The sequence below is a fragment of the Methylobacterium sp. CM6246 genome (assembly GCF_054818005.1).
In genome coordinates this window covers 5545367-5563614 of sequence record NZ_JBTXKY010000001.1, presented here as the reverse complement: position 1 = coordinate 5563614, position 18248 = coordinate 5545367, and the positions used below count along the sequence as shown (strand labels likewise).

The window sequence follows — 18248 nt, the reverse complement described above, 5'->3', positions numbered from 1 at the left end:
CGACGGCACCGGACCGGAGCGTTCGCAACGGCAGAGGATGGCTTAAACGCTGGGTCTCACTCCGCCGCAGTCGCGGAAAATTCGCCTTCCGGAGGCGAACCGAACTGTGCCGCGTGCAGGCGGCGATAGACGCCGTCGGCATCGAGCAATGCCGCGTGCCGCCCCTGTTCGACGATGCCGTCCTCACCCAGGACCACGATGCGGTCGGCGTCGCGGATCGTCGCCAGCCGATGGGCGATGACCAGGGTCGTGCGTCCCTGTGCGAGGTCGGCCAGCGCCTGCTGGATCTCGCGCTCGGTCTGCGTGTCGAGGGCCGAGGTCGCCTCGTCGAGGATCAGGATGGGCGGATTCTTGAGGAACACCCGCGCGATGGCGATGCGCTGCTTCTGCCCCCCGGACAGCCGCACCCCGCGCTCGCCCACCACCGTGTCCAGCCCGGTGGGCAGGCTGTCGATCAGCGCGCCGAGCCGGGCGCGGCGGGCCGCCTGGTCGATCTCGGCCTCGGTGGCGTCGAGGCGTCCGTAGGCGATGTTCTCGCGGATCGTGCCGGCGAACAGGAACACGTCCTGCTGAACGATGCCGATTTGCCGCCGGAGGGAGGCGAGGGTGAGGGCGCGCACGTCGATGCCGTCCAACGTCACCCGCCCCGCCGCGACCTCGTAGAAGCGCGGCAGCAACGCGCAGAGCGTCGTCTTGCCGACGCCCGACGGGCCGACGAAGGCGATTGTCTCCCCCGCGGCGATGGCCATGTCGAGCCCGGCGAAGATCGGGCGGCTCGCGTCGTAGCCGAAGCTCACGCCCTCGAAGCGGATGTCACCGCGCAGGGTCCCCGCATCGATGGCGTCCGGCCGGTCGACGATATCGGGTTCGGTGGCCAGCAGGTCCTGGTAGCGGCGAAAGCCCGCCACCCCCTTCGGATAGGTCTCGATCACCGCGCCGATCTTCTCCAGCGGGCGGTAGAAGACGCCGACCAGCAGCAGGAAGCCGACGAAGCCGCCGGCGGTCAGGTCGCCGCGGACCACGAAGGCCGCGCCGCCGAGCAGCACTGCGATCTGGACCAGGCGTAGGCCGAGATAGTTGATCGACAGGCTGGCCGCCATGAGCCGGTAGGCTTCGAGTTTGGTGTCCCGGTAGCGGGCGTTGTCGCGGGCGAACAGGGCGCGCTCGTGCTGCTCGTTGGCAAACGCCTGCACGACCCGCATGCCGCCGACATTCTCCTCGATGCGCGCATTGAAAGCGCCGACCCGGCCGTATTGCGTCTGCCAGTTCCGGGTCATGCGGCCGCCGTAGCGCAGGCTCACGAAGGCGATGACCGGCAGGATTGCACCGGTGATCAGCGCCAGGGTCGGGTGAACCCAGACCATGAGGGCGAAGGCCCCGATGAGTGTCATCACGGCGATGAACAGATCCTCGGGCCCGTGGTGGGCGACCTCGCCGATCTCTTCCAGATCCTTCGTCACCCGGGCGACGAGGTGACCCGTCTTCTGCCCGTCGTAGAACCGGAAGGAGAGCTTCTGCAGGTGATCGAAAGCCCGAGCCCGCATCGTGGTCTCGATGTTGATGCCGAGCACGTGGCCCCAGTAGGTCACCACCACCATCAGGCCGGCATTGGCCACGTAGACCAGAGCGAGGCCGCAGGCCGCCAGCACGATCAGGCTCCAATCCTGCTGCGGCAGCAACCGGTCGACGAAGACCTTCACGGCGATCGGAAAGCCGAGTTCCAGCAGGCCGGACAGCACGGCGCAGCCGAAATCCGTCAGGAACAGCGTCCGGTGCGGCCTGTAATAAGCGAGGAAGGCCTTCAGCATGGCGGACGGGTCAACGCTTGGTGGCGCGTTCGAGGGGGCAGAGCGCCCCGCAGGACGGGACGCCCGGAAGGCGGTGGCGCAGGCAGCAGACTCGCCGCCGCCGGCAGCCCGACGCATCTGCGCACAGGGCCTGCGCGAGGGGGTTCCTACCGCAGGCGAGCGTACCGCGCCATCCGAGCCTGGTCGCGGCGGCCGTGCAAGCCGGGTCATTTGCGCCGCCGAGTTCCCCGGCGACGTAGTCGAGGATCACCGCCGCGTTCCCCCACAGGACCCGGGGGGCGATGCCGCATCGGGCGTGGCACATCTCGACGAACGGGCTCAGGTGCCCCTCGACCAGACCCGCCAGGCCGGACGCGCAATCCGACGACCGGCAATCCGGGGTCTCCGCCGGGACCAGGAGGCGGGCGGGCCGGCCGGCATCGTCGAGTTCGAGACGTGTCGTGTCGAAGCCCAGCGGCAGCGGGCGCCCGAGGCGGATCAGGGCGGTCAGGGCCGGTGTCGCGAGAGCTGCTAGGTAGAACTGGCTCCAGTACGAGACCAGGACGCGCCGGTCGGCGGCCCCGTATCCGGCTCCGAAGGTTGCCAGCGTCGCGTCGAACACGGCCGGCTCGCGCAGCGCGGCGACGGGAAGCGCCGTGGGACCGCCGGGCCCGACGGCGACGCCGCCCCGGTACGCCTGCAGGGAGGCCGGGACGCATGCGGCGATCTCGGCGATCATCGTGCCCCCACTCCGTCGGCCCGCAGGGTCCGATCGACCGTCACCACCAGCGCCGCCACCGCGGCGGCGTAGATCGGCAGCGCGGCTCCGAAATAGGAGGGCCACCCGATCCACTCGGCCAGAGCCGGGGCGGCGACCCGGAGCGGCATCGCCGCGAAGAATGCCGCGCCGAACAGCAGCGCATAGTCCGTGGCCGGCCTCGGTCCCTGCGCCCAGCGGTAGATCATGTTGAACACCGGCACGCCCAGGATCCCACCGCAGACGAAGTTCAGGATGGTCGCCGCGACCGCAACACCCACTGCGCCGGCGGCACAGGCGGATGCCATCACGCCGCCGGAGGCGAGGACGCCGACCGCCCCGATGGCGATCAGCCGGGCCGTGCCGAAACGTGCGGCGAGGCCGCCCGCGACAAGCGCCATGACGAGGTTGATCGCCGGCAGCACCGTGCCGGTGAGAAAGCCGACCTGCGCGAGCGGCACGCCGAGATCGAGCAGCGCCAGCGTGTTCGGCCCCGACAGGAGGTAGGCGGCGGCGAAGTAGGAGCCGAGTACCAGAATCCGCGCGCCGAGGGCGCGCAGGCGGGCGAACGACCCCGACCACCGTTCCGGCAGACCGCCGGACCCGCGGAGCCGGGCCTCCGGGTAGCCGAGGATCGGCAGGAGACAGAGGGCGTCGAGCGCGGCGCAGGCGAGAACGGCAACCCGCCATCCAAGGATATCGTAAGAGCCGACCAGGACGCCCACGCCGAGGATGCCGCCGAGGGACGCCCCGCAGAGCTTGGCCGAGGCGACGAACGCCCGTCGCTCCGCCGGGATCGTTTCGACGACCAGGGCCTCCAGGGCGATGTCCATGGTGGCGACGCAGGCGCAGGCCGCGATCGCCAGCAGGAGCAGCGCCGACACCGGCCAGTGCTCGCCGAAGCTCAGGACGCCCAGCAGCAGGACCGTCACGCCCTGTGCGGCGACGATCCATCCGACCCGGTGGTCGAGGAACGGCAGGCGGATCCGGTCGATGGCACCGGCCCACAAAAAGGTCAGGCCCACCGGCAGGTTGATGAGCTGCAACAATCCGACTTCGGCGAGATCGAGCCCCCGGACCCGCAGGATCAGCGGCGCTCCGCCGGCGAGGAATCCGAGGGTCGCCCCGAAGGTCATGTACAGGCAGAAGAACGGCGCGAGGGGGCGAACGCCCGCCAGGGACCCGCCCAGACGCACCCCGACCTCGGCGTCGCTTGCCCGGGTCACCGGGTGCAGCATCGCATGCGCCGTCCGGCCTCGGGATCTTTGCCCCAAGCCTCATCGTGCCCCGATCGAGGTCCGTGTCGGCAGCGCCAGTTTATAATCAAACTAATTCAATATTCTTCTTTCGGTATACATGTTTAAACCGTGCGAATCGAACCCGGCAAGCCTTCGATGCTGGACAATATGCGCGCGGAGACCCGCGACATCGACCCGCCCTACCGCTCCGGCCCATACCCGGCCAGGAACACCCGGACTGCGCCGTCGACCTGATATCGGATCTCGGCCGCGCCCGCCGCATTGCCGGCCGCAAAGAGCAGCCGCGTCATCTGGCCGGCCTGGCAGAGGTGCAGGAAGTGCCTTGCCGCGAGTTCGGTGTCGGCGACGCGGAGCCGGCCGGCCCGCACCTGGGCGTCCAGATAGCTAGACAGCCGCGCCACGCCGCAGGCCGGACCGGCCTCGTAGAAGGCCTGTCCGAAGCGCGGGAATTTCTCGCAGGCGCCGATCACCATACGGACCACCGCCACGTGCTCCGGCCGACCCATCTCGGTCAGGAAGCTGGCGCCGAGTTTCGTCAGCACGGCCGGCACGTCGGGATCGTCGGCGTCCAGGGTGAACAGGGCCTCGGCCAGGCTGCTCTTCTCCCGGATGATCAGCGCCTCGAACAGATCCTCCTTGCTGTCGAAGTAGACGTAGAGCGTGCCCTTCGAGACGCCGGCCGCCCGGGCGACCTCGCCCATGCTGGCTCCGTCAAACCCCGCCGCCAGGAAGACCGTGCGCGCGCCGTCGAGGATCTGTCGCCGCTTGTCGCTCTCGATCGGTGACGATCCCCGTTCCAGCACCGCGCCCTGAATCATCGCCCACTCCGCGTCCAAGACGCCGTTTCCCTTGACCGAACCGTTCGGTCAATTTACTCTGAAGTCAGATTCGACGTGCGTCAAGGCACGTCCGGTGTGTTGACCGAACGGTTCGGTCATCAGGTCAGAGGCGTACGATGTCCCTACGCGAGGATGGCGACCGGTCCGGTGCGCACAGCGAGCCATCGGACGAGGAGCGTGCCGAAGGGCCCGCACCGGCGACCGTTCAGCCCCGTCCCGCCGTGATGTCCACGACGGCCCCGATCGTTCAGGAACCCGGACCGGCCAGGAAGCGCCCGCTCCGGCGCATGGTGCTTCTGGGAGTTCTGGCTGCAGCCCTGGCCGGCGGCGGCTACGAGGGCTGGCAATGGTGGAGCGTAGGGCGGTTCTTCATTTCGACCGACGACGCCTATGTGCAGGCCGATATCTCGGTCCTGGCCGCCAAGGTCTCCGGCTATCTCGAATCCGTGCCCGTGGTGAACGGCCTCTCGGTCAAGAAGGGCGACGTGATCGCCAAGCTCGACGACGGCGATTATCGCCTCGCGCTCCAGGCCGCGCAGGACAAGCTCGCCACGCAGGAGAGCACGATCGTACGGATCGGCCGGCAGGTCGAGGCCGCGCAGGCGCAGGTCGCCCAGGCCTCCGCCCAGATCGACGCGAGCCGCGCCGATGCCGTTCGCGCCCAGGCCGACTTCGCCCGGGCGACCCAGATGCAGGCGGATTACGTCGCCAAGTCGCGGATCGACCAGGCCCGCGCCGACCGGGACCGGACCGAGGCTTCCGTGAAGGGCATGGAGGCCGGGCTGCTGGCGGCCCGGGCCAACGTCGACGTGCTCCAAGCCCAGAAGCGCGAGGCGGAGCGCCTGTCGGCCGAGTTGCGCACCGCGGTCGACCGCGCCCGGCGCGACCTCGATTTCACGGTGATCCGCGCCCCGTTCGACGGCGTGGTCGGCAACAAGGCGGTCGAGGCCGGCGCCTATGTGGCGCCGGGCACCCGGGTCGCGGCCCTGGTCCCGCTCCAGAGCGTGCGCATCGACGCGAACTTCAAGGAGACGCAGGTGCAGCGCATGCGCCCGGGCCAGCCGGTGATCGTGACGGTGGACGCCTACCCCGATCGCGAGATCCACGGGGTGGTCGAATCGTTCTCGCCGGCCTCCGGTTCGGTGTTCAGCCTGCTGCCGCCGGACAATGCCACCGGCAACTTCACCAAGATCGTCCAGCGCCTGCCCGTGCGGGTGCGCGTGCCCGATGAGATCGCCCGCGAGGGGCTGCTGCGGCCCGGCCTCTCGGCCGAGGTGCGGGTCGATACCCGGACCGGCACCGACCGCTCGGTCCTCGACCAGGCCGCGAACCGGCGGTTCGACGCGGCAAGCCGCTGAGCCCGACCATGGCCGCCACCGTCGCCGCCATCCCGGCCGGAGCCCCGGCCGCCGAGCCGCCGATGGACCGCCGCCGCATGGTGGCGTTCTTCTGCATGGTGTTCGGGATGTTCATGGCGATCCTGGACATCCAGATCGTCTCGGCCTCCCTCAACGAGATCCAGGCCGGCCTTTCGGCCTCCGGGGACGAGATCCCCTGGGTCCAGACCAGCTACCTGATCGCCGAGGTCATCTCGATCCCGCTGTCGGGTACCCTGTCGCGGGTGCTCTCGACGCGCTGGATGTTCGCGATCTCGGCGGGCGGCTTCACGCTGATGAGCGTGATGTGCGCGACCTCCTCGTCGATCTCCGAGATGATCGTCTGGCGCGCCGCGCAGGGCTTCATCGGCGGCGGCATGATCCCGACCGTGTTCGCCGCCGCGTTCACGATCTTCCCACCGTCCAAGCGTACCATCGTGTCGCCGATGATCGGTCTGGTGGCGACGCTGGCGCCAACCATCGGGCCGACGATCGGCGGCTATCTCACCGACCTGATGTCCTGGCATTGGCTGTTCCTGATCAACGTCGTGCCCGGCATCGTCGTGACGGTCTCCACCTGGATCCTGATCGATTTCGATAAGCCGAACTACGGCCTGCTGAAGTCGTTCGACTGGGCCGGCCTCGCGTTCATGGCGGGTTTCCTCGGCTGCCTCGAATACGTCCTCGAGGAGGGTCCGAACCACGATTGGCTGCAGGACGAGGCGGTCTTCGCCTGCGCGGTGGTCTGCGGGGTCTCGGGACTGCTGTTCTTCTGGCGTGTGTTCACGGCCAGGCAGCCGATCGTCGACCTGCGCGCCTTCTCCGACCGCAACTTCGCCAGCGGCTGCGTCGCGAGCTTCGTGCTCGGCATCGGCCTGTACGGGCTGACCTACATCTACCCGGTCTACCTCGCCCGGGTGCGCGGCTACTCGGCGCTGATGATCGGCGAGACCATGTTCGTCTCGGGCCTGTGCATGTTCGCCACGGCGCCGATCGCCGGCCGGCTGTCCGGCAAGGTCGATCCGCGGATCATGATGGGGATCGGCTTCGTGGGCTTCGCCTGCGGCACCTGGATCGTCACCGGCCTTACGAAGGACTGGGATTTCTGGGAGCTGCTGTGGCCGCAAGTGCTGCGCGGCTGCTCGCTGATGCTGTGCATGATCCCAATCAACAACATCGCGCTCGGCACCCTGCCGCCGGCCCGGATGAAGAATGCCTCCGGGCTCTACAACCTCACCCGCAACCTCGGCGGCGCGGTCGGCCTGGCTCTGATCAACACCGTGCTGAACGCCCGCTGGGACCTGCATCTCGCCCGGCTCCACGAGCGCTTCACCTGGGCCAACACCGCCGCCCTGGAGCGCCTCGACTCCATGCAGCGCGGATTCGACTCCTACGGCAGCGCGGCCCCCGGCATGGCGCTCAAGGCCATGTCCAACACGGTCCGGATCCAGGGCCTCGTCATGGCCTTCGAGGACGTGTTCCTGGCGCTGACGGTCCTGTTCCTGGCGATGGCCTGCGCTGTGCCGCTGATCCGCCGGCCCCGCGCGGCGGCTGGCGGGGGCGGGGGACACTGACGGCTTGCACTGCGTAGGCCCGAGGATATCGGGGATCGTCTGTCGCGATGTGCGCCCCGCGACCACCCGCGTCAGGCCCGGAGGATTGCGTTGGCGGTCAACCGCACCGATCTGCTAGACCGGCCGGATGGCCGGCCTGAGAAGCCGGTGCAGAGACGGCCAGGGATCGGCTTATGGACTTTCTCAACGCGATGGGCGGGACCGCCGGCGGCTTCTTCGGAGCCGTGATCCCGTTCCTGTTCGTGCTCACCGTGGTGGTCTTCGTCCACGAGATGGGCCACTTCCTGGTCGGCCGCTGGTGCGGGGTCGGCGTGCACGCCTTCTCCCTCGGCTTCGGACCGGAACTGGTCGGGTTCAACGACCGGCGTGGCACCCGCTGGAAGCTCTGCGCCATCCCGCTCGGCGGCTACGTCAAGTTCCACGGTGACGCCAACGGCGCCAGCATGCCGGATCCGGAGACGATCGCCCGGATGTCCCCGCACGAGCGGGCGATCAGCTTCCCGACCCAGCCCGTGGCCAAGCGCGCCGCGATCGTCGCCGCCGGACCCGTGGCGAATTTCATCTTGGCGATCCTGCTCTTTGCCGGAGCGATCTGGCTGGCCGGGCGCTACGAGCTGCCCGCCCGGGTCTCCTCCGTGGAACCCGGCAGCGTCGCAGCCCAGGCCGGCTTCCAGCCCGGCGACGTGATCACTGCCATCGACGGCGAGAAGATCGGCGACTTCAACGCCATGTACCGCACCGTGACCGGCAGTGCCGGCACACCGCTGACCTTCACGGTGGAGCGGGCCGAGCAACCGATCACCATCCAGGCGACGCCCGCCACCTACGAGGAGAAGACGCCCTTCGGCCGTCACCGGATCGGCCGGCTCGGCATCCGCTCGCCGGCCGGGTCGGAGGCGCGGCTGGTCCGGTACGGAGCGCTCGATTCCCTCGATCTCGGCGTGCGCGAGACCTACTTCGTGGTGGAGCGGACCTTCTCCTACCTGAGCAAGCTCGCAACCGGACGGGAATCGGCCGATCAGCTGTCGGGTCCGATCGGCATCGCCCGGGTCTCCGGCGAGGTCGCCAAGAACGGCGGCGTCGGAGGGCTTGTCGGCCTCATCGCGCTGCTCTCGGTCTCGATCGGCCTCTTGAACCTCTTTCCGGTGCCGCTTCTCGATGGCGGGCACCTGTTGTTCTACGCCTTCGAGGTCGTCCGCGGTCGTCCGCTCAGCGAGCGCGCCCAGGAGATCGGGTTCCGGATCGGCCTCGCGCTGGTCCTGATGCTGATGCTGTTCGCCGCGTGGAACGACATCCTCAACCTCGGCGCGTCCTGGCGGAACACCTGATCCGGGGATCCCGCGCGGGCACCGGTCCGGTCTCCACCGGAATCGGTGCCCTAATCCCGCCGCGATACCGCCCGGAGACTGCCCCGAAGGCGCCCCGGGCGGTGCCTAAAACAGCTTTAATGCCAGCATTGGCGGGTGCGAAAACAGGTGTGGCCTCAGAGATTTACGGGCCATTCACCATGATTGGGGCTTTGCCCGCGTGGTCCGCCCTCCGTTAAGTGGCGCGAAGGCCACGACCCCCCAAAATCCCCTGACGATGGCCTCCCGCGCGTTTGCTTGGCAGGGGAATCCCGCTAAGAGCTACGCTTGGACCTGAAGCCACGCTTGGACCAGGGTGACAGGACGACCGGTCAACGGTCGCCTGTGACGGGCTAACCCCCGCGACCAGAACAGAAACGGGCGATTGCATGATGTCGTTGACGGGGAAGCCCCGACGTAAGTCGGTGCGGAAGACCATCGTCCTAGTCGCCGCCGGTGCGGGCCTGGTCCTGAGCGGTGCCGCTCAGGCGCAGCAGATCGTCGTCCAGGGCAACCAGCGCGTCGATGCCGACACGATCCGGTCCTACGTGACCGGGACGGCGTCCGGCTCCGCCGAGGAGGCCCGGCGCAACCTGCTCGCCAGCGGCATGTTCTCGGACGTGAAGGTCGCCCAGTCCGGCGGTCGCACGGTGGTCACCGTCCGCGAGAACAACCTGATCAACCGGGTCGTGTTCGAGGGCAACAAGAAGGTCGAGAAGGCGACGCTCGAGGGCATCGTCGAGGCCAAGGCGCGGGGCCCCTACAGCGAGGCCATCGTCAACGCCGACCTCGCCCGCATCCGCGACGTCTACAAGCGCTTCGGCCGCGGCACCGCCAAGGTCACCTACCGGACCGTGGACCTGCCGAACGGCCGGGTCGACGTGATCTACCAGGTCGACGAGGGCGACAAGACCGGCATCATCTCGATCAACTTCGTCGGCAACAACGCCTACTCGGAGCGGACCCTGAAGGGGCTGATGAGCTCCTCCGAGATGAACTTCCTGTCGTTCATCAAGACCTCCGACGTCTACGATCCGGATCGCATCACCACCGACCTGGACCAGGTGCGCCGCTACTACCTGAAGAACGGCTACGCCGACTTCCAGGTGGTCAGCGCCGACGCCCGCTACGTCGAGGCCGACAGCTCGGGCTACGTCATCACCATCACGGTCAACGAGGGTGAGCAGTACAAGGTCGGCGCTGTGGCGGTGGATTCCCGCCTGCCCGGCATCGACACCGCCAAGCTCGACAGCAACATCACCGCCGCGGTGGGCGACGTCTACAACGCCGACGACGTGGAGCGGACGCTCAACAACGTCACCCGCGAGGTCAACCGCGCCGGCTATCCGTTCGCCCAGGTCCGCCCGACCGGCCAGCGCGATCCCGCGACCCACCAGGTCTCGCTGGGCTTCGTGGTCGAGGACGGCCCGCACGTCTACGTCGAGCGCATCAACATCCGCGGCAACACCCGCACCCGCGACTACGTCATCCGCCGCGAGCTGGATATCGCCGAGGGCGATGCCTACAACCGCGTGCTGACCGATCGGGCCGAGCGGCGCCTGAACGGCCTCGGCTTCTTCAAGAAGGTCCGGTTCTCCAACGAGCCCGGCTCCGCTGCCGACCGCGTGGTCATCAACATCGATGTCGAGGATCAGCCCACGGGTTCGTTCTCGGTGGCGGGCGGCTACTCCACCCAGGACGGCATCATCGGCGAGGTCTCGGTCTCCGAGTCCAACTTCCTCGGCCGCGGCCAGTATGTCCGCCTCGCCGGCACGGGCGGCCAGTACTCGCGCGGCGTCGATTTCTCGTTCACCGAGCCGTACTTCCTCGGCTACCGGCTCGCCGCCGGCTTCGACGCCTTCTACAAGTACTCCGACCTGACCCGGTACTCGCGCTACGAGACCACGGTGTATGGCGGCCAGCTGCGCCTCGGCCTGCCGATCACCGAGGAGTTCGGCATCACCCTGCGCTACTCGCTGTACAACACCGAGCTGAAGGTCCCGAACACCCTCAAGCGGCCGTACAACGACTGCTCGACGCCGATCCCGGGCTACACCGCCACCTACGCGGGCGGCACGATCGACCCGAACAGCGGCCGCAACATCGGCGGCCAGTCGGTCTACCCGAACTGCGCGTATGACGGCGAAGCGTCGATCGCCATCAAGGGCTCGCAGGGCAACACGCTGACCTCGCTGGCCGGCCTGACGCTCGCCTACTCGACCCTCGACGTGGTCGGCGCACCGCGCAACGGCCTCTACGCCGAGCTGAAGCCCGACGTGGCCGGCCTGGGCGGCGACTCGAAGTTCTTCCGCGTCACCGCGGATGCGCGCTACTACAAGGAGCTGTTCGAAGACGTGATCGGGTTCGTCCGGTTCCAGGGCGGTCACATCAACGCCATCGACGGCAAGCCGCTGCGCGTCACCGACGAGTTCTTCCTCGGCCCGTCGCTGGTCCGCGGCTTCGCGCCGAACGGCATCGGCCCGCGCGACGTCGGCATCGCCGACGCCCGCTCCAATGCCATCGGCGGTTCCACCTATATCGGCGGTACCCTCGAAGTGCAGTTCCCGCTGCCCCTCATCCCGCGGGATCTGGGCCTGAAGGGCGCGGTCTTCGCCGATGCCGGCACGCTGTTCGGCTATAGCGGACGGCGTAACTTCAACGTGAACGGCGACGGCTTCATCAACGGCATCTCGCCCCAGACCGGGAAGTGCAACTTCTCCGCATTCAACATCGGCGTCGAGCCGGAATGTGTGAACGTCCGCGACACGGCTGCGATCCGCTCCTCGATCGGCGCGTCCATCCTGTGGAACTCGCCGCTCGGCCCGATCCGGTTCGACTACGCCTACGCCCTGACGAAGGACGAGGGCCAATCGGTCTACGTGCCGCTGCTCGGCAAGGTCGGCCATATCGGCAAGGATCAGACCCAGGCGTTCCGCTTCTCCGGCGGCTCGCGGTTCTGATAAAAACCACACGCGCTGGCCGGATTTCTCCGGCCGGCGCGTTGCCCTGCATGTCAGATCCCGATTTCTTCGCCGCGACCGGCTTCCTCACCCTCGCCGATGTCGCCGCCGCCGCCGGTGCGTCCCTGCCCGAGGGTGCGGACCCGGAATACCGGCTTACCGCCGCGGCCCCGCTCGAGAGCGCTGGGCCGAACGACCTCGCCTACATGGACAATGCCCGCTACGGCGACGCGCTCACTGCGACCCGCGCCGGCGCCTGCCTGGTAAGCCCGCGCTTCGCGGCGCGCTGTCCGGCCGGGACCGTTGCGCTGGTCAGCCGCGACCCATACCGCGCCTACGCGGCCCTGCTCGGCCGCCTGCACCCGGACGCCCTGCGTCCCGGTTCTCAGTTCGGCGGCCGCAGCATCGCTCCAGGCGCCCATGTCCACCCGGAAGCGCGGCTGGAGGAGGGGGTCACGGTCGATCCCGGCGCCGTCGTCGGGCCGGGGGCGGAGATCGGGTCCGGGAGCGTCATCGGCCCGAACGCGGTGATCGGCCCCGGCGTCCGAATCGGGCGCGACTGCTCCATCGGCGCCGGCACGACCCTGAGCCACGCGTTCCTCGGCAACCGGGTGATCCTGCATCCCGGTGTCCGGCTCGGACAGGACGGTTTCGGCTTCGCCATGGGCGCCACGCACCTCAAGGTGCCGCAGATCGGCCGGGTGATCGTCCAGGACGATGTCGAGATCGGCGCCAACACCACGATCGACCGGGGCGCCTCGCGCGATACGGTGATCGGCGAGGGCACCAAGATCGATAACTTGGTCCAGATCGCCCACAACGTCGTCATCGGCCGCCATTGCGTGATCGTCTCCGGGGTCGGCATCTCGGGCTCGACCACGCTGGAGGATTACGTGGTGCTCGGCGGCCAGGTCGGCGTGGTCGGCCACCTGCGCATCGGCCGTGGCGCCCAGATCGCCGGCTCGTCCAACGTAAACCGCGACGTCCCGCCGGGCAGCCGCTGGGGCGGCACCCCGGCCAAGCCGGTGCGGGCGTGGTTCCGGGAGTTGACGACGCTGGCGCGCCTGGCCGAGCGCTCGGGCAAGGATGCGGAGAAGGATCCGCCTTCGGACGCCGTCTGATCGTAGCCCGGTGCCGGGAAACCCTTGCGCTTCCGCCGATTTCTTCCGAAGAGGGCGTCCGCCCGTCATGGCGGGCGGATATCGGTCCGCCCGAAGGCGGTGACGCAAGGTACGGGATTCGATGAGCGAGGCGGCGCGCGACACCGACGAGGAGCTGGGCACAGCCGACATCCAGACGTTGCTGGAGCTGCTGCCGCACCGCTACCCGTTCCTGATGATCGACCGCATCGTCGAGATCGATCGCGACGAATCCTGCGTCGGCATCAAGAACGTCACCGCCAACGAGCCGCAATTCATGGGGCATTTCCCCGGAATGCCGGTTTTCCCCGGCGTCCTGCTGATCGAAGGCATGGCCCAGACCGCCGGCGCGATCTGCTGCCGCCACATCCGGACGGATGAGTTGCGGACCAAGCAGGTGTTCTTCATGACCATCGACAAGTGCAAGTTCCGCAAGCCGGTCACCCCCGGCGACCAGGTGCGCTTTCACATGAAGAAGATGAATCACCGCCGGACCATGTGGTGGTTCCGGGGTGAGGCCCGGGTCGACGGCGTGCTGGTGGCGGAGGCCGAGATCGGCGCCATGCTGGTGACGGAGTGAGCGACGCCTTCATCCACCCGAGCGCGGTGATCGAATCCGGCGCCGAGATCGGGGACGGCGTGCGGATCGGCCCGTTCTGCCACGTCGGCCCAGAGGTGGTGCTAGGGGAGGGGTGCGAGCTCCTCAGCCATGTGGTCCTTGCTGGCCGAACCACGATCGGCCCCCGCACCCGGATCTTCCCGTTCGCCTCCATCGGTCACCAGCCGCAGGACCTGAAATATCGGGGCGAGGCCTCGACGCTGACGGTGGGCTCCGACTGCCTGATCCGCGAGGGCGTGACCATGAACCCCGGCACCAGCGGGGGCGGCCTCGAAACTTCGGTCGGGGATCACTGCACCTTCCTGGCCAATTCCCATGTCGGGCACGATTGCCGGGTGGGCGACCACGTCATCTTCTCCAACAACGTGATGCTGGCCGGCCATTGCAGCGTCGGCGATTACGCGATCCTGGGGGGCGGCGCCGCCGTGATCCAGTTCGCGCGGGTCGGGGCGCACGCCTTCGTGGGCGGCCTCTCCGGCCTGGAGAACGACTGCATCCCGTACGGCATGGTGCTCGGCAACCGCGCCTACCTGTCCGGGCTCAACATCATCGGCCTGCAGCGCCGGGGCTTCGCTCGGGAAGACATCCACGCGCTGCGCAGGGCTTACCGGCTGCTGTTCGCGCCGGAAGGTACGCTGATGGAGCGGGTCGAGGACGTCGCCGTGACCTTCGAGTCCCACGCCGCCGTGTCCGAGATCCTTGCCTTCATCCGGGCGGGCGGGAAGCGCTCGATCTGCACGCCCCGCGAGCTTCCGGTTCCGATCGGGGCGGCCTGAGCCCTCCGCCATGGCCGATGCCGCGCCGCTGCCCGAGGGTACGCTCGTCCTGATCGCCGGCGCCGGCCGGCTGCCGGAGCTGGTCGCCGAGTCGTTGAACCGGACAGACCGGCCGTTCCGGCTGATCGCGCTCCGCGGGTTTACCGAGCGGTCCCTGCGCGCCCGGGCCGACGCCACCGTCGACCTCCTCGATCTCGCGGCGATCCTCAAGCTGCTGCGCCGATGGGGGCCGGCCGTGATGGTCCCGGCCGGCGGCGTGTCTCGGCCGAGCCCGGCGGCGCTCCTCAATGCCGGTGCGGCCTTGCGAAATCGCGAGACCCTGCGCGCGATCGCCGGCGGCGGCGACGACCGGCTCCTGCGCGCTGCCCTGGCGCTGGTCGAGGAGGAGGGCCACCGGGTGCTCGGCGTCCACGAGGCCGCGCCGGACCTGCTCTGCCCGGTGGGCCGGCTCGGACGCCTGGGTCCCGATATGGATGCCGGCCTGTCGATCCGCACCGCGCGCAGGGTGCTCGACGCGCTCTCGCCCTACGATCTCGGGCAGGCGGTGGCGGTCTCCGGCGAGCGGGTGATCGCCGTCGAGGGGCCGGAGGGCACCGACCGCATGCTCGCCCGCGCCCGGGCGCTCGGGCGCAAGCCGTTCGGTCGGGGGCGGGCGCTGCCCGCGACCGTGCTGGTCAAGGCGCCGAAGCTCGGCCAGGACTTGCGCATCGATTTGCCGGCGATCGGCCCCCGGACCGTGCGCAACGCCGCCGCGGCCGGCTGCGTTGGCCTCGCGCTGGAAGCCGGCGGCACCCTCGTGATCGACCGGGCCGCCACTGCCGCGGAGGCCGACCGCCTCGGCCTGTTCCTGGTCGGCTACGGAACCGCGCCATGAGCGCCGCTCCCGTGTCCGCATCGAAGAAAATCTGGCTGGTGGCCGGCGAGGATTCCGGGGATCAACTCGGTGCCAAGCTGATGCGTGCGCTGCGCGCTGCGGCGCCCGGGACCGTGTTCGGCGGCGTCGGCGGCGAGGCCATGACCGAGGAGGGGTTCACCTCCCTGTTCCCCCTCGATGACGTCGCCGTCATGGGTTACCTGCCGGTGCTCGCCCGGGCTCGGACGCTGCTGCGGCGCATTCGCGAGACCGCGACCGCGGTGGTGCGGGCCCGGCCCGACGTCCTGGTGATCATCGACAGCCCGGGCTTCACCCACGCGGTCGCCCAGCGGGTCCGGAAGGCGGCGCCCGGCATCCCCATCGTCGATTACGTGTCGCCGAGTGTCTGGGCCTGGCGGCCATGGCGGGCCAAGGGCATGCGCGGCTTCATCGACCACGTGATGGCGTTGCTGCCGTTCGAGCCGGACGCGCATCTGCGCCTCGGAGGCCCGCCCTGCACCTATGTCGGCCACCCGTTGATCGAGCGGTTTCCGGACTTGCGCCCGTCCGCGACGGAGGTCCGGCGGCGGGCGGCGGTCCCCTACCGCCTCGTGGTCCTGCCGGGCTCCCGCCGGGCAGAGATCGACCGGCTGATGCCGGTGTTCGGGCGGGCGTTGGAGCTTGTCTCCCGCGTCCTCGAGGTGGAGGCTGTCCTGCCGGCCGTGACCCGCCACCGGGCCCTGATCGAGCGGCTGGCTCTGAACTGGCCGGTTCCCGTTCAGGTGCTGACCGGCGAGGCGCCGAAATATGCCGCGTTCCGAGGGGCCCGGGCGGCGCTCGCGGCCTCCGGCACCGTCACGCTGGAACTGGCGCTGTCGGGCGTCCCGATGGTTGTGGCCTACAAGGTCTCACGCGCGGAGGAGTTCATTGCCCGCCGCCTGATCCAGGTGCCCAGCATCGTGCTGCCGAACCTGATCCTGGCCGACAACGCCATGCCGGAATTCGTCCAGGCCGATTGCACGCCCGAGCACTTGGCCGAGGCCCTTCTGCCGCTGCTGGCGGGCGGCCCGGAGCGCGACGCGCAGAGCGACGCGCTTGCCCGGATCGACGGAATGATGCGGCTCTCCGGCGACGACATGCCGAGCCGGGCCGCAGCGCGGATCGTTCTGAACGCCGCCGGGGAACGGACGATCGGGCTGGCCTGACGGGTGAGTTGCTCGCTCGCTTCAGGAGCAAACCCAAGTCCTGACTTGGGGCGCATCAGCCGGAGCGGTCCGACCGCGATACGAAACGCGATAATCAGCCGCCGCGCCGCCCGCAGCGCACGTAGGCCGCTGTGCCGCGCCCGCTCGACCAGGTGAGGCGGTCGCCTTCGACCACGAGCCGCACCTGCGAGGACCAGTGCCGGCCGCGGTCGCTGCATTCGGCGGCGACCACCCAGGCGTTGCCGACGCGGTGGCCGTCGTGGAAATTGCAGATGGTGCGGCCGGCCCGGGCTCGCTCCGGCGTGATGGTGGCCGGGATGTAGCCCCTGCGTCGGGAGCGTGCCGAGCAGGCATCTGCGGTTGGCCCCCAGATGCCGGCATAGTCGGGATTGGCCGGGCTCGCTTGCCTCGGGGATACCGGTGCCGCCGGGGGAACGATCGCCGCCTGCGCGCCTGGATCCGCAGGGCTCCGAACACCGGGCGAGGCCACCGGAAGCGCGGCATCCAGGCCCTGCACCGCTGGTGCGGCCTCGTCGAGCGCGTCGAGCATCACGACCCGACGGCCCTGGGGCTTCGGGGCCGGAGCGGGCCGGGTTTCGGCCGGCTGCGTCCGGAACGGCATGTCCTCGGTGAGGTAGATCGCGCTGTAGGCGAAAAGCCCGGCCCAGCCGAGAACGAGGAACGCGGGCACGACGAAGCGGCGCTTGGAGCCGGTACGGGGTTCATCACCCGGATCGGCCAGCACGACCGCACCCATCCTCACCCCCTGATCCAGGCATCCGACGCCGATTCGGTCGCCAAGATGATGGGGAAAAGGATGCCCGAACAAAGGGCTATGGGGAACTGTCGTGTCGCTCAGCGTCCGAAGATCCCTTTCAGGAACTGGGCGGTGCGGTTGCGCTTGCGCTTGCGCTCCAGTTCCGCGGCGTCCTTGAGCCAAGCGACCTGCACCACCCGGCGCTCACCCTCGAACGGCTCGTGGCCGTGCCAGGAATTGTCGGCCCGCAGGAACGCGAACATCGTCCCCATGGTCGGGGGAACCTCCACGGCGAAGGGCGCGTAGTTGCGGCCGTCGTAGAGCACACGCAGGCGTCCGGCGGCCGGGGCGTCCCAGGCGTCGTTCATGTAGACGAGCAGCGTCAGCACCTTCGACGGGCCGTCGGTGTGGATCGAACCGTATTTCAGCTGGCTCTTCCGCATGATCGTGGTCAGCCGCGGACAGGAGACGAGATCGATGGCGAACTTCTCGCCGAGGATCTCCGAGAACGCGTCGCTCTCCAGTTCGTCGATCAGCGCCTTGAACCGGCCCTTGAGGGCGACTTCATCCACCGTGAGGTAGCCGGGCTTGGCGATGTCCGGGAAGTCGCGCCGGATTGCCTCGATGGCGTCCGGGTTCAGGACGTTGGTACCAAGCGTGTACGGGTAGGGCTCGCGGGCCACCGGGGCGGCACGCACCGCGGAAACGTCGAGGATCGAGAGGGCGGACATCTGCGGGTCCCTGGTATCCGGCGCGCGACGGCCGGCACGCCGGCGCCAGGGGCGCGTGCCGGAGGATCATCGGGGGGGCGGGCCGGGCGCGCGCCTTGGGCGTCGGCGGTCACCAAATCTCGAGCGCTTTCCCTGATCCTGGAATCCCATAATCCGGTGATTGCGGCGGTCCAACGGCGAAAGCCGTGTGGTGGCGCATTCCGGTGACAGTCTCGGGCCGCCCGGCCGTGCAGGATGGCGCGATGCCCGAGGACTTTCTTCTCGGGTGCG

General features: G+C 69.2%; 15 protein-coding genes. 9 read left to right on the top strand and 6 right to left on the bottom strand.

What is annotated here, in order from left to right; genetic code table 11:
- Nucleotides 1–56: 56 nt before the first annotated feature.
- The 4 genes from ACYQPG_RS26860 to ACYQPG_RS26845 all read right to left on the bottom strand — a co-directional run bounded on the left by ACYQPG_RS26860 (nucleotide 57) and on the right by ACYQPG_RS26845 (nucleotide 4621).
- Nucleotides 57–1808, bottom strand: coding sequence for an ABC transporter ATP-binding protein (locus ACYQPG_RS26860; RefSeq protein WP_147909815.1), 1752 nt, complete (start codon nucleotides 1806–1808; stop codon nucleotides 57–59).
- Nucleotides 1809–1818: 10 nt separating this feature from the next.
- Complete coding sequence (gene fhuF, locus ACYQPG_RS26855; protein WP_461232087.1) at nucleotides 1819–2526, bottom strand: siderophore-iron reductase FhuF; 708 nt, start codon at nucleotides 2524–2526, stop codon at nucleotides 1819–1821.
- On the bottom strand, nucleotides 2523–3782 hold the full coding sequence (locus ACYQPG_RS26850) for an MFS transporter (RefSeq protein ID WP_419830676.1): 1260 nt from the start codon (nucleotides 3780–3782) through the stop codon (nucleotides 2523–2525). The genes fhuF and ACYQPG_RS26850 overlap by 4 nt, the downstream gene beginning before the upstream one ends.
- Nucleotides 3783–3982: 200 nt before the next feature.
- Entirely contained in the window at nucleotides 3983–4621 is a 639-nt protein-coding gene (locus ACYQPG_RS26845) for a TetR/AcrR family transcriptional regulator (RefSeq protein WP_461232086.1), read from the bottom strand.
- A gap of 137 nt (nucleotides 4622–4758) precedes the next feature.
- Between ACYQPG_RS26845 and ACYQPG_RS26840 the strand changes: the two genes are divergently transcribed.
- The 9 genes from ACYQPG_RS26840 (at nucleotide 4759) to lpxB (ending at nucleotide 16490) form a co-directional block, all read left to right on the top strand.
- Complete coding sequence (locus tag ACYQPG_RS26840) at nucleotides 4759–6000, top strand: HlyD family secretion protein (protein WP_419830675.1); 1242 nt, start codon at nucleotides 4759–4761, stop codon at nucleotides 5998–6000.
- An 8-nt stretch (nucleotides 6001–6008) separates the two neighbouring features.
- Nucleotides 6009–7592, top strand: coding sequence for a DHA2 family efflux MFS transporter permease subunit (locus ACYQPG_RS26835; RefSeq protein ID WP_461232085.1), 1584 nt, complete (start codon nucleotides 6009–6011; stop codon nucleotides 7590–7592).
- 173 nt (nucleotides 7593–7765) lie between these two features.
- Nucleotides 7766–8920, top strand: a complete 1155-nt coding sequence (locus ACYQPG_RS26830; protein ID WP_147909820.1) for a M50 family metallopeptidase — start codon at nucleotides 7766–7768, stop codon at nucleotides 8918–8920.
- Between the two features lie 407 nt (nucleotides 8921–9327).
- On the top strand, nucleotides 9328–11898 hold the full coding sequence (gene bamA, locus ACYQPG_RS26825; protein ID WP_147909821.1) for an outer membrane protein assembly factor BamA: 2571 nt from the start codon (nucleotides 9328–9330) through the stop codon (nucleotides 11896–11898).
- A 50-nt stretch (nucleotides 11899–11948) separates the two neighbouring features.
- The gene (gene lpxD / locus ACYQPG_RS26820) at nucleotides 11949–13019 is read left to right on the top strand and encodes a UDP-3-O-(3-hydroxymyristoyl)glucosamine N-acyltransferase (RefSeq protein ID WP_147909822.1); all 1071 of its coding nucleotides are present in this window, start codon (nucleotides 11949–11951) and stop codon (nucleotides 13017–13019) included.
- 121 nt (nucleotides 13020–13140) lie between these two features.
- Nucleotides 13141–13617 (top strand): 3-hydroxyacyl-ACP dehydratase FabZ, encoded by a 477-nt coding sequence (gene fabZ, locus ACYQPG_RS26815; protein WP_147909823.1) that lies wholly within the window; start codon nucleotides 13141–13143, stop codon nucleotides 13615–13617.
- A complete protein-coding gene (lpxA, locus tag ACYQPG_RS26810) occupies nucleotides 13614–14432 on the top strand; it encodes an acyl-ACP--UDP-N-acetylglucosamine O-acyltransferase (RefSeq protein WP_147939168.1) in 819 nt (272 codons plus the stop codon). Before fabZ ends, lpxA begins: the two co-directional genes overlap by 4 nt.
- A 10-nt stretch (nucleotides 14433–14442) precedes the next feature.
- Nucleotides 14443–15306: an LpxI family protein gene (locus ACYQPG_RS26805; protein ID WP_461232084.1), complete on the top strand. Its 864-nt coding sequence runs from the start codon at nucleotides 14443–14445 to the stop codon at nucleotides 15304–15306.
- A complete protein-coding gene (lpxB, locus tag ACYQPG_RS26800) occupies nucleotides 15303–16490 on the top strand; it encodes a lipid-A-disaccharide synthase (RefSeq protein ID WP_461232083.1) in 1188 nt (395 codons plus the stop codon). The genes ACYQPG_RS26805 and lpxB overlap by 4 nt, the downstream gene beginning before the upstream one ends.
- A gap of 94 nt (nucleotides 16491–16584) precedes the next feature.
- On the opposite strand, the gene ACYQPG_RS26795 is transcribed toward lpxB, so the two are convergent.
- Both ACYQPG_RS26795 and ACYQPG_RS26790 read right to left on the bottom strand, forming a co-directional pair.
- On the bottom strand, nucleotides 16585–17247 hold the full coding sequence (locus tag ACYQPG_RS26795; RefSeq protein ID WP_147939171.1) for a peptidase inhibitor family I36 protein: 663 nt from the start codon (nucleotides 17245–17247) through the stop codon (nucleotides 16585–16587).
- 98 nt (nucleotides 17248–17345) lie between these two features.
- The gene (locus tag ACYQPG_RS26790; RefSeq protein WP_461232082.1) at nucleotides 17346–17978 is read right to left on the bottom strand and encodes a 2OG-Fe(II) oxygenase; all 633 of its coding nucleotides are present in this window, start codon (nucleotides 17976–17978) and stop codon (nucleotides 17346–17348) included.
- Nucleotides 17979–18248 lie beyond the last annotated feature (270 nt).

Coding starts and splice junctions, on each gene's coding strand:
- bamA (WP_147909821.1), top strand. CDS start 9,328: ATGATGTCGTTGACGGGGAAGCCCCGACGTAAGTCGGTGCGGAAGACC.
- ACYQPG_RS26860 (WP_147909815.1), bottom strand. CDS start 1,808: ATGCTGAAGGCCTTCCTCGCTTATTACAGGCCGCACCGGACGCTGTTC.
- ACYQPG_RS26795 (WP_147939171.1), bottom strand. CDS start 17,247: ATGGGTGCGGTCGTGCTGGCCGATCCGGGTGATGAACCCCGTACCGGC.
- lpxB (WP_461232083.1), top strand. CDS start 15,303: ATGAGCGCCGCTCCCGTGTCCGCATCGAAGAAAATCTGGCTGGTGGCC.
- ACYQPG_RS26835 (WP_461232085.1), top strand. CDS start 6,009: ATGGCCGCCACCGTCGCCGCCATCCCGGCCGGAGCCCCGGCCGCCGAG.
- ACYQPG_RS26805 (WP_461232084.1), top strand. CDS start 14,443: ATGGCCGATGCCGCGCCGCTGCCCGAGGGTACGCTCGTCCTGATCGCC.
- fabZ (WP_147909823.1), top strand. CDS start 13,141: ATGAGCGAGGCGGCGCGCGACACCGACGAGGAGCTGGGCACAGCCGAC.
- ACYQPG_RS26850 (WP_419830676.1), bottom strand. CDS start 3,782: ATGCTGCACCCGGTGACCCGGGCAAGCGACGCCGAGGTCGGGGTGCGT.
- ACYQPG_RS26840 (WP_419830675.1), top strand. CDS start 4,759: ATGTCCCTACGCGAGGATGGCGACCGGTCCGGTGCGCACAGCGAGCCA.
- lpxD (WP_147909822.1), top strand. CDS start 11,949: ATGTCAGATCCCGATTTCTTCGCCGCGACCGGCTTCCTCACCCTCGCC.
- ACYQPG_RS26830 (WP_147909820.1), top strand. CDS start 7,766: ATGGACTTTCTCAACGCGATGGGCGGGACCGCCGGCGGCTTCTTCGGA.
- ACYQPG_RS26845 (WP_461232086.1), bottom strand. CDS start 4,621: ATGATTCAGGGCGCGGTGCTGGAACGGGGATCGTCACCGATCGAGAGC.
- fhuF (WP_461232087.1), bottom strand. CDS start 2,526: ATGATCGCCGAGATCGCCGCATGCGTCCCGGCCTCCCTGCAGGCGTAC.
- ACYQPG_RS26790 (WP_461232082.1), bottom strand. CDS start 17,978: ATGTCCGCCCTCTCGATCCTCGACGTTTCCGCGGTGCGTGCCGCCCCG.